At 38.5% G+C, this 14,498-nt stretch carries 11 protein-coding genes; 4 read left to right on the top strand and 7 right to left on the bottom strand.

The features are described 5' to 3' along the window. Positions 1-325: 325 nt before the first annotated feature. A complete protein-coding gene (locus SJY09_RS11380) occupies positions 326-1,411 on the bottom strand; it encodes a phosphotransferase enzyme family protein (protein WP_396635840.1) in 1,086 nt (361 codons plus the stop codon). Beyond that, positions 1,402-2,280, bottom strand: a complete 879-nt coding sequence (locus tag SJY09_RS11375; RefSeq protein WP_396635839.1) for an NDP-sugar synthase — start codon at positions 2,278-2,280, stop codon at positions 1,402-1,404. The genes SJY09_RS11380 and SJY09_RS11375 overlap by 10 nt, the downstream gene beginning before the upstream one ends. Before the next feature lie 147 nt (positions 2,281-2,427). On the opposite strand from SJY09_RS11375, the gene SJY09_RS11370 reads away from it, so the two are divergent. Continuing rightward, entirely contained in the window at positions 2,428-3,780 is a 1,353-nt protein-coding gene (locus SJY09_RS11370) for a Gfo/Idh/MocA family protein (RefSeq protein WP_396635838.1), read from the top strand. Positions 3,781-3,815: 35 nt separating this feature from the next. Here SJY09_RS11370 and SJY09_RS11365 read toward each other — a convergent pair whose 3' ends face one another. The 4 genes from SJY09_RS11365 to SJY09_RS11350 all read right to left on the bottom strand — a co-directional run bounded on the left by SJY09_RS11365 (position 3,816) and on the right by SJY09_RS11350 (position 9,815). Beyond that, positions 3,816-4,973 (bottom strand): permease, encoded by a 1,158-nt coding sequence (locus SJY09_RS11365; protein WP_396635837.1) that lies wholly within the window; start codon positions 4,971-4,973, stop codon positions 3,816-3,818. A gap of 127 nt (positions 4,974-5,100) precedes the next feature. Beyond that, a complete protein-coding gene (locus SJY09_RS11360; protein ID WP_396635836.1) occupies positions 5,101-6,291 on the bottom strand; it encodes a pyridoxal phosphate-dependent aminotransferase in 1,191 nt (396 codons plus the stop codon). A gap of 26 nt (positions 6,292-6,317) precedes the next feature. Then, on the bottom strand, positions 6,318-6,818 hold the full coding sequence (locus SJY09_RS11355) for a hypothetical protein (RefSeq protein WP_396635835.1): 501 nt from the start codon (positions 6,816-6,818) through the stop codon (positions 6,318-6,320). A 33-nt stretch (positions 6,819-6,851) separates the two neighbouring features. Then, complete coding sequence (locus tag SJY09_RS11350; protein WP_396635834.1) at positions 6,852-9,815, bottom strand: TonB-dependent receptor domain-containing protein; 2,964 nt, start codon at positions 9,813-9,815, stop codon at positions 6,852-6,854. 549 nt (positions 9,816-10,364) lie between these two features. On the opposite strand from SJY09_RS11350, the gene SJY09_RS11345 reads away from it, so the two are divergent. From SJY09_RS11345 to SJY09_RS11335, 3 genes are all read left to right on the top strand, one after another. Further along, positions 10,365-10,826: an Lrp/AsnC family transcriptional regulator gene (locus tag SJY09_RS11345; protein ID WP_396635833.1), complete on the top strand. Its 462-nt coding sequence runs from the start codon at positions 10,365-10,367 to the stop codon at positions 10,824-10,826. A gap of 74 nt (positions 10,827-10,900) precedes the next feature. Further along, positions 10,901-12,262 (top strand): oxygen-independent coproporphyrinogen III oxidase, encoded by a 1,362-nt coding sequence (gene hemN, locus SJY09_RS11340; protein WP_396635832.1) that lies wholly within the window; start codon positions 10,901-10,903, stop codon positions 12,260-12,262. A 17-nt stretch (positions 12,263-12,279) separates the two neighbouring features. Further along, positions 12,280-13,101 carry a universal stress protein gene (locus SJY09_RS11335; RefSeq protein WP_396635831.1) on the top strand — a complete coding sequence of 274 codons (822 nt, stop codon included), beginning with the start codon at positions 12,280-12,282 and terminating at the stop codon, positions 13,099-13,101. A gap of 2 nt (positions 13,102-13,103) precedes the next feature. Here the strand turns inward: SJY09_RS11335 and SJY09_RS11330 are convergent, their stop codons facing one another. Continuing rightward, positions 13,104-14,495, bottom strand: a complete 1,392-nt coding sequence (locus SJY09_RS11330) for a Gfo/Idh/MocA family protein (RefSeq protein WP_396635830.1) — start codon at positions 14,493-14,495, stop codon at positions 13,104-13,106. Between the last annotated feature and the right edge of the window lie 3 nt (positions 14,496-14,498).

Genomic DNA, 14,498 nt, shown 5'->3' with positions numbered 1-14,498 from the left:
TTTTTGAGTTAGTTAGAGCCGATGGGAGCATCGGCTTTTTTATGCGGTTTATTTTCTGAGAATAAAACGTGTAAATAACATCAAATATAGTTTTCACCACAATTTTGCTATAGTTTACAACAATTTGTTTCAAACTGGAGAGCAAGGAGGTACTTTTACTATGTAATTAAAACGAATTATAATTTTTCATTTTCATATAGTGTTCTCGTAAAAGAGTCTGATTTTAATTAATCGGACTCTTTTTAGTTTGTATTGGTCTTAAGCCGATAAATCGTTGGGTTAGCGCTTTGTTAAAAAAAGAAAATCATTAATTTTTCAGTTACCACTACGCTAATAATTCTGGAAAATAGTTCGCTAAAATATCCTGTATTTCTTTCTGATTTGCCCACGCTTTTTCTGAAAAAGCAAATAAACTCTTACAGCGGTCCAGATTCTGATTCTCATAGGAGACTTTGTAATACTTATTATTGTTCAAATAATCTGTCAAAGCTCTTAACCCATGGATAAAGGGCATAAAAACAGTTCCTAATGGCAAGGATGCTAATTCTGCTTTTGTTAGGAAAGATGAATTGCTAGAGAGCCCTTTTACGAAAGATTCCAAGAGGTTAAGATTAAATGTTATTTTACTGTGGTCCTGCTCGTCTTCAGGCGCGGTATTCACAATAGTGCGTACGGTATCTCCAAAATCATAAAAGAAATATCCCTTCATAATAGTGTCCAAATCAATAAGGGCAAGCGCCTTATTCGTTTCCTTGGAGAAAAGTATATTATTTAATTTGGTATCATTATGGCAAACACGCAACGTAAGTTTGTCAACGGGAATAGTCTTTAGTTTTTGTAAAGTGCTTTTTGCATATTTGATAGCGGCATCGGCTATTTCTAATTTTGATGGATCAGCATCTCTTAGGGCATCCTTAAACGCTACGGACCTGTGAGATAGATTATGAAAATTAGGAATGGTATCCGCATATTCCATAGGATTTTCATGTTGTAGCAAGGCATGAAATTTTCCAATTATTCGCCCCGCTTCATACGCAATATATTCTTTAGTAGTCGTATTAAATGTGGTGCTGTTCGGAATAAAAGTCATTAAACGCCAGTACCCATCAAAAGCTTTAACATGGTAGTTGCCAGATGTTGTTGAGACCATGATTATTTGTGCGTAATCAGTTGCTTTGAGCACCTTAAGAGCGCTTGATACGTTTTGCATTAAACCATCAATATCTTCGAAAATATCGTGATTAATACGTTGTAGAATATATAAGGGTTTGTCTGAACGGGATACCAAAAAGGTATCGTTTATATAACCAGCGGTTAATACCTTTAGATGAAAGGAAGTTACATCGATAGAAAAATACCCTAGAACAATGCGTAATTCTTCTAGGGTATAATTACTATTTTTTAGTTCCATAAGGGGGAAACATACTGTCCTTGCTTGGTCTTGCTAGAAAGACTTTCCATGGCCTTTTCTTTGTCACTGGCATAAGTAACACCAAACCAATCTCCACCAGATGGAATGCATTTAACTTCTATTTCCTTGGCTTGTAGCATTTCTTGTACCATAAAAGGCAGGTACAACTCGCTATTCGCAATACGGTCTTCGTCCTTTAGAAATGCTCTAAATTCTGATTCTATCTTATCAAAAATTGATGGTCTACACACCCAAAAATTCATACTGGCTTGCTCTTCTCCCGTAAATTCTAGTTCAGAATCTTCGTCTAATACCACATCGCCTTTTTGTACAAGCTTTAAACGTTCTTCTACAGAGACAAGATTGTCCCCAGAAACTTTACAAACACCTCTTGAAACTGAGCCATGTTCGGACAGCGTGTCTTTTAGCGTATATCCTAATAAAGAATAGGCACTATCATCAGATTTCATGAAATCAGCAGCTTTTTTGTAAGCAGCCTGACCGTAAAAATCATCAGCATTAATTACTACAAAAGGTCCTTTGACCACATCTCTGGCAGTCCATACCGCATGTGCCGTACCCCAAGGTTTTTTGCGTTCTCCGGTAAAGGTAACTCCAGAGGGTAGGTCTGTAATCTCTTGTGCTAAAACATCAAGTTTTACATGTTCAGGAAGACGCTCGCTAAGGTAGTCCTTTAAAAAAGTAACATTCTCTGCTTTGGTAATTACTACAATTTGTTCAAAATCATTTTTGATAGCATCATAAATAGCAAATTCCATAAGGAATTCCTCTTTTGGCCCTAACTCGTCAAACTGTTTTAATTTTCCATATCTACTACCGCTTCCGGCAGCCATTAAAAGTAGTGTCATGGTTATTGATTTAGGTCGCAAAAATAAGAATTGCTGTGTTAAGTAGATTGTATTTTAGTTGTACGGTAAAGAAATTAAGGTAATCTTTTTAAAAGGGTACCTAATTTTCATAATTTACTAATTGAAACCAACAACACTATTTTTGATATGGCTACGAGACGAAATTTCATTAAAAATACATCAATCGCAAGCGCAGGCTTATTTGCGGTTCCAAGCTTTGCGACCAAACTTTATAGTCCGGCGGATAGGTTAAACGTAGCGCTGATTGGAGTAGGGCTAAGAGGAACTAACCATCTTCAAAACTTATTACTTCGAAAAGATGTTAATATTGTTGCTATTTGTGATATAGACGTTAACAGGATTACCATAGCCAAGGATTTAATTTCAAAATCTGGAGCAAAAGTGCCTCAAATATTCGGAGCTAATGATTATGACTATAGAAACCTTTTGGATTTGAAAGAAGTAGATGCCGTTATTATTTCTACACCTTGGTTATGGCATACACGTATGGCAGTAGATGCAATGAAAGCGGGTAAATATACAGGTGTTGAGGTTTCTGCATCGAACACCATGGAAGAATGTTGGGATTTGGTGAATACACACGAGGCAACGGGCTCACATTTGATGATTTTAGAGAACGTAAATTATAGAAGGGACATCTTAGCCGTCCTTAATATGGTTAAAGCGAATGTTTTTGGCGAACTGGTGCATTTTAGATGCGGGTATCAACATGATTTACGTCACGTGAAATTCAATGATGGAAAAACCGCCTATGGTAGAGGGGCGGAATTTGGAAAAAAAGGAATTTCAGAATCTAAATGGCGTACCAATCATTCTGTGAAGAGAAATGCTGATGTATATCCTACGCACGGCTTAGGTCCAATTGCCGTAATGGCAGATATAAATCGTGGTAATAGGTTTATGTCGCTAACTTCCAATTCTACTAAAGCCATTGGTTTACATAATTATGTCTTACAAGTTGGAGGTGAAGATCATCCCAATGCCAAGGTCAAGTTTAAACAAGGTGATGTTATTACGACTACGATAGCTACAGCAAACGGAGAAACGATAATCATAACGCACGATTGTAATTTGCCCAGACCCTATTCCTTAGGGTTCAGGGTGCAAGGGGCCAATGGATTATGGGAGGTTGATGGAAATAGAATCTATGTGGAGGGTAAATCAGAACCACATCGTTGGGATGAAGCTACTGACTGGTTGAATAAGTATGATCATCCTTTATGGAAAAAATACGGTGAATATGCTTTGGATGCAGGCCATGGTGGTATGGATTTTTTTGTGTTGAATTCTTTTGTGGAGTCCGCAAAAGCAAATATAGCTCCCCCCATGGATGCTTATGATGCGGCAGCGTGGAGTGCCGTAACTCCACTTTCCGAGCTTTCTATTGCCAATAATGGGGAGCCTCAAGATTTTCCAGACTTTACTAGAGGCTTATGGATTAATCGTAAGCCCTATAAATGGATGAAGGAGGCATATTGACATAATGCAGAATTAACTGGTTTTCACCTCATCGATTACTCTTTATTTTGATCATTTTCCACAATTTTTAGTTCTGATTCGATAATTGGCGAATCAAACTTTTCTTTTTCCCGGTCCCTTAAAAAGCTTTTGGACTTAAGAATATGTGGCGCATATGAAATTCCTAGTGCAGCCAGACCTATACCAAATAAAGTAGGAGCGCTGATAAAGAAATCACTGAAAGAAAAAATTCCGATTATCAATATAGTTGAGAAAGGCAAAGAGCAGGCTAGTACATTGACCGCAAAATTTATATCAAAAGTAGGTTCCGGATGTTCATCTCTCTCCTCCATGGCGTTAATGGCACTCATATGGGCAAAAGGCCAGAAACTACAAGAACTTTGAGGAAAAACTACTAGTAATAAAATAAGTGCTGGGGTTAAAGAGGGAAATAGAAAAACAAAAATACTGGAAAGGCAAAAGGTAAGTCCAGCTCTTCGGATTAACATGTTTATAATTACGCCGAATTCGCCAGATTTAATACGCACGGCCATTCCAATAAACAACAGAACCAAAGGTGTCATTAGTACTTTCATGCTAAGTACGGTATTTTCAAGAAAACTAGGTAGTGATGATAAGTTAAGCCCAACAGCCAACATTATGAGTCCTAATACAATTACTATGTTAATGGGTTCATTAAGTAGGGACATTATAAGACTTTTCATCTTGCTTTTTGTTGAGGTGGTTTTATCTTTTAGTGCCCTTAATTGGTACCAATGCATAGCAAGCATGTACAAAAGAATAAGACCGAATATTTTATTTCCTACATCTGCAATCGCGGCTAAGGCTAAGGAGTCATCTCCTAAATACACCACAATGAAAGGAAAACAGGATAGTCCTGGCGCCAATGATGGCAGGAGCATCATTAAGGTACGCTTTTTTGCATTTTCCTTAATCGGAAGGGTGACCGAAAGTAAGTATTTAGATGCTAAAAGCATCAGAAGGTTAAAGGTCAATGCCAGTATGGGAAAAATTAATAGCGTGCCTTTTAATTCTATTTTTAACAAGGCAACAAAAATGGTCGCAGGAAGGGCAACACTTAGGATTAGTACCTTAACTCCCTTTAAATCTTGCTTTGCTACTTTCCTTTGCAAAAGAAGTCCTAACCCAATAATTATAAGAAGTTCTAAAGTTTTTTGAAGTGCAAAGTTCATAAGATTATAGATATAAAGGATATTTAATTGTTTAGGAAGAAAGCTAATAGAATAGCCCTAAGGAGCTGAATAAAAGATGATTACCGAGCAATTATCTAAAAAATCCAACTCCAGGGCTAATTCAAACTTAAACTAGCACTTTTTCAAGGGCAGCTGTAAACAGCTTCATTTCATCCATAGTACCCATGCTTACTCTGCACCAGTTCTTATTATAGATTTCAAACGCCCTGACCCCAACACCTAAGGCAGTCATTTTTTCTAAGAAGGGTTTACCCTCCATTTCAATTGGGAATAATATAAAGCTTGTAGAAGATGGCACGTAATCGAAGCCCATGCGCTTTAGGTTTGCGTAAACATATTCTCTACATTCTTTGTTCAATGTTCTTGATTTGTTCTTAAAAGCAACATCATCCATACTAGCCATTGCTGCATATACGGATGGTAAGGTGATACCCATACCGCCGCGAGTAACTTTTTGAATGACTTCTAGGGTTTCTGGTTGAGCAACTACATAACCTACGCGTAAACCTGCCATTCCCTGAATTTTAGAAAAAGTACGTGCAATGATTACGTTCTTACCTTCGTTAATCAGGGATACCATACTTTTTTTAGCACCGTCCTCTAGGAAGCCTAAATATGCTTCATCAACAAAAATTGGAACTTTTGCCGAAACCCTGGAACAAAAATCCACTAGTTCTGCATGATCGGTCATGCTTCCTGTTGGGTTATTTGGATTACAGATGTATACTAATTTGGTGTCAGAATCAATAGCGGCTTCCATAGCTGCTAAATCGTGAGACCAATCATTCTTTAGTTTTACCGGTTTCCAAGTTGCTCCGGTTGCCTCTGCAACTTTAATCAAGGACATGTATGCTGGATCAGCGGAAACAATGTTCCCTCCGTCTTTAAAGAATACCATAGCGGTCTTTTCCAAAAGATCGGATGATCCAGGACCCATCATGATATTATCTTGCTTTACACCCTCTTCCAAGGCAATTTTATCCATTAGTTGGTATAATTCCTTCCAGGCGTAACGGTTGCCCATTGGAGCATATTTTTGCATGGCATCAACAGCCATGGGAGACGGTCCATAAGGATTTTCGTTGGCATTTATTTTTGCAGCCAACTCAATAGGTTCTGCAGGTGCATACGGTAAATACTCCTTAAAAAATGGAGTGTAAGGAATATTTCCTTGCGCATCCATTTTAATAGGTTGCGACGGAAATGCTCCATAGGTCAAATAAGGTGCTGCCATTACTCCGGCAGCAGTGAGAACGCCTCTTTTAAGCCAATCTCTTCTGTTTACTGTTGTTTTCATTATGTGCTATATTTAAGTTAAAAATTCTAATTTGAATCTACTGGATCCGCATTAACTCCTAAATTTCCAGACGCCACAATGGTATTGTCCGTTTCACTGAGGTAAATGTTAATATGCGAATCCATAGTTAATATCGAATCATAAAAGTTGGTATCGGCTATTAAAAAAAGCTTATTGTTATTTAGCTCACCTGTATCACCGGATACGTCATCTAAGGTCAGCATTGTAGCACCCGCCGACTCAACAGCGCCATCTAAAACCAATGCGGGATGTAAAGTACCGGGTATGGTATTGAATAGCGAGATTTGCACGAGCGTTTGGTTTAAGCTGGTTTCCCAAAAAACTATTCTTCCATTTACATTTGACCCATCTGGGTCGGTAGAATCTATGGTATAGGCCGTAAATGTATCCAAGGTGCCTCCGCCAGGAGCAACCTCTTGAGCTGATTCTAGTCGCTCTAAATCACAGGAAGTAGCAACGGACAATACAACTACCACTAAAATTATTCTTGTTATATAGGTTTTCATAATATTTTTATTTTTGAATATCATACTATTGTTTTAGAAACTAAATGTTGCTCTTGCTGAATAAAAAGCGCCTAGCGCACCTTGCTGTCCACCATTATAGAGTAGAAAGCCTCTTTCCTCTTGTCTTCGTATATCAGGATATTGATTAAAAATATTTTGACCTGTAAGGGTGAAAGCTAAGTTTTCCGAAAATTGATAGGTTACGCCAATATCGTTTACGAACTGAGCCGAAAATGTTTGATCTGAAAATCCTTGAGATCCCGCATCAGGAAAATTTTCGTCCACTAGGGTGCCTAAACCATCATCAAGACGGGATACTTCTCCAAAATAAGTGCCTCTTAAATTGGCAGACCATCTTCCTAGGGAATAAGACACAGAAGCAATCATGGTCGTGTTCGGGTTGCCAACCTCGTATTGTCCTATTACCGCTCTATCTATATACCTGGCCTCAAGATCTTCATCTGAAAGAACCGTGTTTAAATTAGGAATGTTGGCTCCCTCAAAAGTTCTGTCCATAAAAGTTCCTGAGAACATAACACCTAACAATCCATCACCAATACGCTCATTATAATTTGCTACAACTTCAAGACCCTTTGTGCTGATATCACCTCCGTTTATTCGAAAGCTGGCCAAACCTGAACCAATAATCGGTTCTAAAGCCGGAGCATCGGTAGCACTGAAATTCCCGGTGTCAAACAAACGGTCCGAAATCTGTATATCAAAATAATCTACGGTTAGGTCTATTTTATTGAAAAGTTTTGCAGTAAAACCTACGCCAAAGTTTGTGGATTTTTCTTCTTGAAGAGCTGTAATACCAATCGCCTGTGCAGCGGAACTCCCATTAGGAAATACGGTGCCATCAAACGGTACCAAATCAACGAAAAAGGTAAAAGTATGCGAATAGTTAAGCTCTTGTAGGGATGGGGCCCTGAATCCCGAACTAAGCGAACCTCTGACAGCAAAGTTATCCGTAATTTTATAACGTGTGGCGAACTTCCCAGTGAAAACGCCACCAAAATCTGTGTATTGTTCCGTTCGCAAAGCTCCGCTTACGAACCACTTATCGGTCACGTCAAGTTCCGTATCCAAATAAAGGGCTGTAACCGATCTAAATTCATTGGCTTCATTTTCAGGCGCAAACCCTCTAAAACACTGAGAATTTGGACTGTGCTGATGGACAGGAAAAGAACTAACGCCTCCAAAGGGAAGCACTAATGCATTACCATCGTCGCCAAGAATAGGATTCCCATTCAAATCAGTCAAAGGAAAACCATCTGGTCCAATAAGGGCTTGGTTATCCTCTGTTGCAGTGAATAAGCCGGCATCGCCTGCCTCAAAACTCTCTGGTTGACCAGCTTCTATAATATAATTCTCAACTCTAAATTCAGCTCCAATAGCGATGTTCAATCCAGAAAGAAAATCATCATAGTACTTGCTCATATCAAAATTGGCCGTATTCTGAAAAAAGCTATGCGTGCCAAGATCCATCTCTGTAGGCGATTCTGACTGTAGACTGGCATTAAAAGTATTGAACTGAGTATAAACTTGTTTGTTTTTACCGTATGTGTTACTGAAATCGAAATCCCAATCTCCAAGTTTCCCTTCGATACCCGCAGTGAATCCTATATTGGTCTGAGTATTTACCATCTGAGGTCTAAACCCATTGGGATACAGGTCAAAGTTGAAACGATCTGTCTGTGCCGGTCTTCTGTAAAAACAGCTTAGAAGGTCTGAATTTTTATATCCGAAATCTCCAAAAGAGTAGAAACTGGTTTCCGAGTCAGCGGATAAGGGTAATGCCAAACTATAATTTACTACACCCAACTGGCTGGCGGGCAGTCCAGCAAAGGTAGAAATATCTCTAGCGGTAAGGCCTCTTGCTGAAAGCAGACCATCATTTGTCTGAAGTTCAGCGGCCAAAGCTGTATTCCCAGCAGCTTGGGCGGCCAATAGCTCTGGGTTGGTAATGATGATATTGCCCCGTTCATCCGTTCTTTCATTGTTCAGATATGAATCTCCGTAAGGTGTAGATCCACTAATATTAGGGCGGATTGCTATTTCATTTTGCCTGTAAGTACCTGATACGTTAAGATAGCCTCCATTCTCAAAGGATACTCCATAATTTGCACCTAATTGATGGGTTATACCGTCAACACCTCCATTATCATCCAATAAAGCCTGGTCAGACTCACTAATACTGGTTCCCTCGGTGTTAGGCGTAGTGTTAGAATAGAAACCTGCGGTATAATTTGCCGTAAATCTATTGGTTCCTTTTCTGGTAATGAAATTCATTACACCAGCTATGGCATCAGAACCATATTGGGCTGAAGCTCCATCCCTCAAAACTTCTACACGATCTATAGCATCTAGTGGTATAAAGGACAAATCTACCGAGTTTGCCTGTGAACCGTTCGGTGACGCTATCAACTGCGCGCCACTGTGTCTCCTTTTCCCATCTATCAGCACTAAAAGCTGATTAGGCCCTAATCCTCTAAGAGTAGGTGGGTTTACGGATGCACTAAGGTCACCACCTTGAGACTGTACCGCAGTAAAGGAGGGTGCGGATGCTACCAAGAGTGATGCAATGTCCAATTGTGGCATATTAACGGCCTGTTTACTGACACTGATAACATCTACTGGAGCAGCAGTTTCCAATTTGGTTCGCGCTTGCCCTCTTGACCCAACAACAATTGTTTCCGTTAATTGCTCTGCAGAGGCTTCAAGGGTGGTGTTTATGGTCGTCCTGCCTCCAATATTGACTTCTTTCTTTGCATATCCTAAATAGGAGAATACCAAGGTGCCGGTGCTTGGAGCATTAATGGAATAATTTCCGTCAAAATCTGAAATGGCTCCCGTGGTGGTTCCTTTTACTACTATATTAACTCCAGGAAGAGGACCGGTTTGATCTGATATCTTTCCAGAGATTGTTATTTCCTGCGAAAATGCCATATGTATGGCACTAAGGAGAAAAAGTGAAACTAATAATGATTTCTTCATAATTGAGGTTTAGTTAGTTATTACTCAAATTCACGCACCGCTCATACCATTACAACATTCTACATGGAATGAGTTTATGTGTGTTTTAAAAGAAAAGTTCCGGACACTTTTTTTATCTGGTTAAAATCACTTTCAAAAAGTAAATTTTAGCACAGACAATATTAATGAGAGTTGCGGATTAAATAAAATGGACAGTGTTGGTAAACCCTATGTTTTATTGAGTTTCACAGGTTAAAATATAACATATCGCCATTTTTGAAACATTTTTTTGGCGATATGTCATTTTTGGATTTCTTGTACTTATTAAACTGCCCATCTGATAATATTTCACATTACATTATTTTTATTGAATATGTAATTTATATGATAAAAATTGAGTTATTCTTTCTTTATTGGGGTTTTTAATATGAAATAATAACTAAAAATTAATAAACGTTGAATTATATTTACTTTTAGTAATAGCGTTGAAATATAATTGAGGTTTTTTAAACAAAATAGGTATTGATAAAAGCAGAGCTCCCCTCAAATGGAAAGCAAATTTTGATAATATTGAAAAATAAATTAGACAACTTAGATTTTAGCATTTTGTCCATTCTTACAGAAGATGCGCAGACGCCCTATACGGAAGTTGCCAAAAGACTTATTATTTCTCCCGGAACGGTACATTCCCGCATGAAAAAGATGAGGGAACTGGGTTTGATAATTGGGGCTACCCTTAATGTGGACTATGCCAAAATGGATTGGAAGTTTACTGTTTTTTTAGGCATAGATTTAATAATTAGTACACAATACAAGCAAGTTATAAACAATCTTATGAAGGTGAAGGAAGTTGTAAAAATTCATCATGTTACTGGCAAGTACGACATCTTTATAAAAATGCATGCAAAAGATAGTCAACACTATCGCGCGGTCTACCAAGACCAAATTCTTACCATCGAGGGTATAAAGGGTATCGAATCTTTTATTTCGGTGGAACAGAACTTAACACGCCACATACAATTTTTGAAGTAACATTAAGGATACTGACATTTATCATATTTTTTGATAGACTAAGACCATAGCTTTGTGAAAAATAAAAGCGTTTTATGTGTAGTCTTGTTCAAAAATATAATGTTCCTGGCCCCCGATATACTAGTTATCCAACTGTTCCTTATTGGAATGTAAAGGAGTTTTCTGGAAAAAAATGGACAGCATCAGTTCAAAGAAGTTTTACCGAATCCAATAGTAAGGAGGGTATTAGTTTATATATTCACCTACCATTTTGCGAGAATATGTGTACGTTTTGTGGTTGCCATAAGAGAATTACAAAAAGACACGATGTAGAGTTACCTTATATTAAATCGCTTTTAAAGGAATGGTCTCTTTATTTGGACCTCTTTGGAGAAAAGCCCAAGATCAAGGAACTTCATCTAGGTGGTGGTACACCGACATTTTTCAGCCCAGAGAATTTAAAATTGCTCATAAACGAAATTTTTAAAAAGGCAGCTAGAGCAGAAAATTATGAGTTTAGTTTTGAAGGGCATCCCAATAATACCACTAAGGAACATTTACAGGCATTATACGATGTAGGGTTTAGACGTGTAAGTTATGGGGTTCAAGATTATAATGAAACTGTACAAAAAGCCATCAATAGAGTACAGCCCTTCGCAAATGTGGAGCATGTGACGAACTGGGCACGTGAAATTGGATATACCTCTATTGGTCATGATATTATTTTTGGTCTACCGCATCAAACTATAGAGCATGTAGCAAAAACGATTCTTAAGACCCAATCTTTAATGCCGGACAGGTTGGCTTTTTATAGCTACGCTCACGTGCCTTGGTTAAAGGGTAATGGACAAAGGGGCTACAAGGATTCCGACCTTCCATCGCCAGAAGAAAAACGAAAGCAATATGAAGACGGTAAGAACTTACTTGGCTACCTAGGTTATGAGGAAGTAGGCATGGATCATTTCGCTTTAAAATCGGATAGTCTGTATAAATCCTCAGTGGAAGGTCGCTTGCATAGAAACTTCATGGGTTATACGGCATCTAAAACAAAATTAATGATCGGTTTAGGCGCTTCAAGTATTAGCGATAGCTGGTACGGATTTGCTCAAAATGTAAAGAGTGTGGAAGAATATCAACATTTAGTAGCTAACGATGTAATTCCCATTTTCAAAGGTCATATTCTTACTAAAGAAGATCAAGTCATAAGAAAACATATTCTTAACCTCATGTGTAATTTTGAAACGTCATGGTTTAACGAGGAAATGTTTTTTACTGACCTACCTTTTGTGCTAGATGAATTGAAAGAGCTAGAAAAAGATGGACTGATAGAAATAACTCCGAGGCAACTTAAGGTTAATCAAGCTGGTAAACCTTTCATTAGAAATATATGTATGGCATTTGATCTAAAACTTCACGAGAAAACACCGGATACCCGATTATTTTCTATGACTATTTAACCTTAAACCTTCTATCGATGAAAAACATAATTGTTCCTATAGATTTCTCAGACCAATCTGATAATGCCTTACAGGTAGCTGCCAGCATCGCAGAAAAGAATAACGCAACGATTTATGCCTTGCATATGTTAGAGCTGAACGAGGCTATTTTGTCCTCTAGTGAGGGCTTTCATCCAGAACAGACCGTATTTTTAATAAAACTAGCAGAAAAGCGATTAGGCGATTTTTTAGATAAAAGCTATTTAGAACGTGTTACGGTCGTTCCCATTATAAAACATTTTAAGGTGTTTAGTGAGATAAGTCAAGTAGCTCAAGATCATGATGCTGATTTAATTGTGATGGGGAGTACGGGCAGCGATGGACTAAAGGAAATCTTTGTTGGGTCAAATACCGAAAAGGTAGTGCGTCATTCAGATATTCCCGTTATGGTCATTAAAACCAAGATGGAACAGTTTAATCCAAAAGAAATGGTTTTTGCCTGTGATTTAAAGGAGGAGAATATACATGCTTTTCAACGGGCCAAATATATAGCAAATATATTTTCAGCGGAATTGAAATTGGTATACATTAATACTCCCGGAGATGATTTTTTAAGTACGGCGGAAATTCAAGAAAAAATAGCATCATTCTGTAGTACTGTTGGTCATGATGTGTTGATAGCGATTTATAACGATTATAACGTAGAACAGGGTATTCTCAATTTTGCTGCCATTAGTAATGCAGATCTTATTGGAATGCCAACACACGGCCGTAAAGGCTTATCTCACTTCTTTATTGGCAGTATTGGCGAGGATGTTGCCAATCATGCTGTTTTGCCGGTAGTAACCTTTAAGATTTAAGCCTAAATCAATTTCATTTTTGTAGGGTCCCAATCTATGGGCTTATTTTTAAAATAACTCTCGTTCGCAAGAAGTGCCGCTCCCGCAGCTCTTAGGCCAAAAGTAGGGTCTTGTACTACCTGTCCGTTCGAACGGATAGCGGTAAAGAAGTTATTGAAATGGTCATAATGACCTCCCTTGTAATTATTAGGGGCCTCCCAAGTTGTTGTACCTGTAGACAGATTGTTTGCACGTGATTCCAGATTCTTATCGGCATACCCTTGTCGTATTATTTTTTGTGTTTCCTCGGTGTAGGCAACAAGGGAATAGTTGCTAGGGATTTTTCCTAGTTTTGAGCGGGTTAGCTTAACCTGATTCTGACCTATCTCCATCTCTCCCTCGGTGCCAATTAATTTAAAACCGCCGCCACCGCCGTTTCCTGCAATAAAGTTTATTCTAAAAGCGGCGTTGAAAGCAGCGTGTGTTGCTGTTTTCGGGTAATCATAAAGGGTTATGGTAACATCGGGTACATCTCTGCCGTCTTTCCAATAGCGAAGCCCTCCGGTAGCTAAAGCCCTATTTGGTCCGTGTGAACTGATAACATGGTTTAATGTGGAAAAGGCATGAACGAATAAATCGCCCGCAACTCCTGTGCCATAATCTTGATAATTACGCCATCTAAAAAAGCGCTTTAGTTCATAAGGCACCTTGGGTGCTGTGCCCAAGAATGTATCATAATCTATGGTGGTTTCATTAGCATCTGGCGGAATGGGGTACTGCCAAGCTCCTTCTGCGGAATAACGGTCGTTGTACATGTCTAGCATAACAATATCGCCAATGGCACCTTCCTCATACAATTGTTTTGCTTTTTCGTTTCCTAAGGACGACATTCCTTGACTACCTACCTGACATATTTTACCGCTCTTTCTTTGAGCCTCTATAATCGCCTGGCCTTCTTCAAATTTTTGTACCATTGGTTTTTCACAATAGACGTGTTTTCCAGCATTTAACGCATCAATTGTAATTTTTTGGTGCCAATGATCTGGTGTTGCTATAATAACGGCATCAATATCTTTTCTTTCCAAAATTTTTCTGTAGTCCTGCGTCACAAAGATGGCATCTCCCCATAACTCTTTTGCCCTATCTAGCCTTCCTAGATAAAGGTCGCAAGCTGCAACTAGCTTAACCCCTTGAACTCCCAGGGCTGCTTTGGTATCATAAATGCCTTGAATTCCAGCCCCTATCAATGCAAGATTTATATGGTCGTTTGCTGTATAATTTAGTGTGTCATACTTTCTTGAAAGAAGAATTTTTTCATCCTCTTGTGAAGTAAGAATAAAAGGTGATGCTGTTATAGCAGCGGTAGTAAGAGAGGCTTTTTTTAAGAATGACCTTCTAGGGTTGTTTTTTTTCATGTG

Source organism: Maribacter sp. R77961 (assembly GCF_044594925.1).
Classification (GTDB): Bacteria; Bacteroidota; Bacteroidia; order Flavobacteriales; family Flavobacteriaceae; genus Maribacter.
The sequence above is the reverse complement of the archived record's forward strand: the minus strand, read 5'-3'. Positions and strand labels throughout refer to the sequence as shown.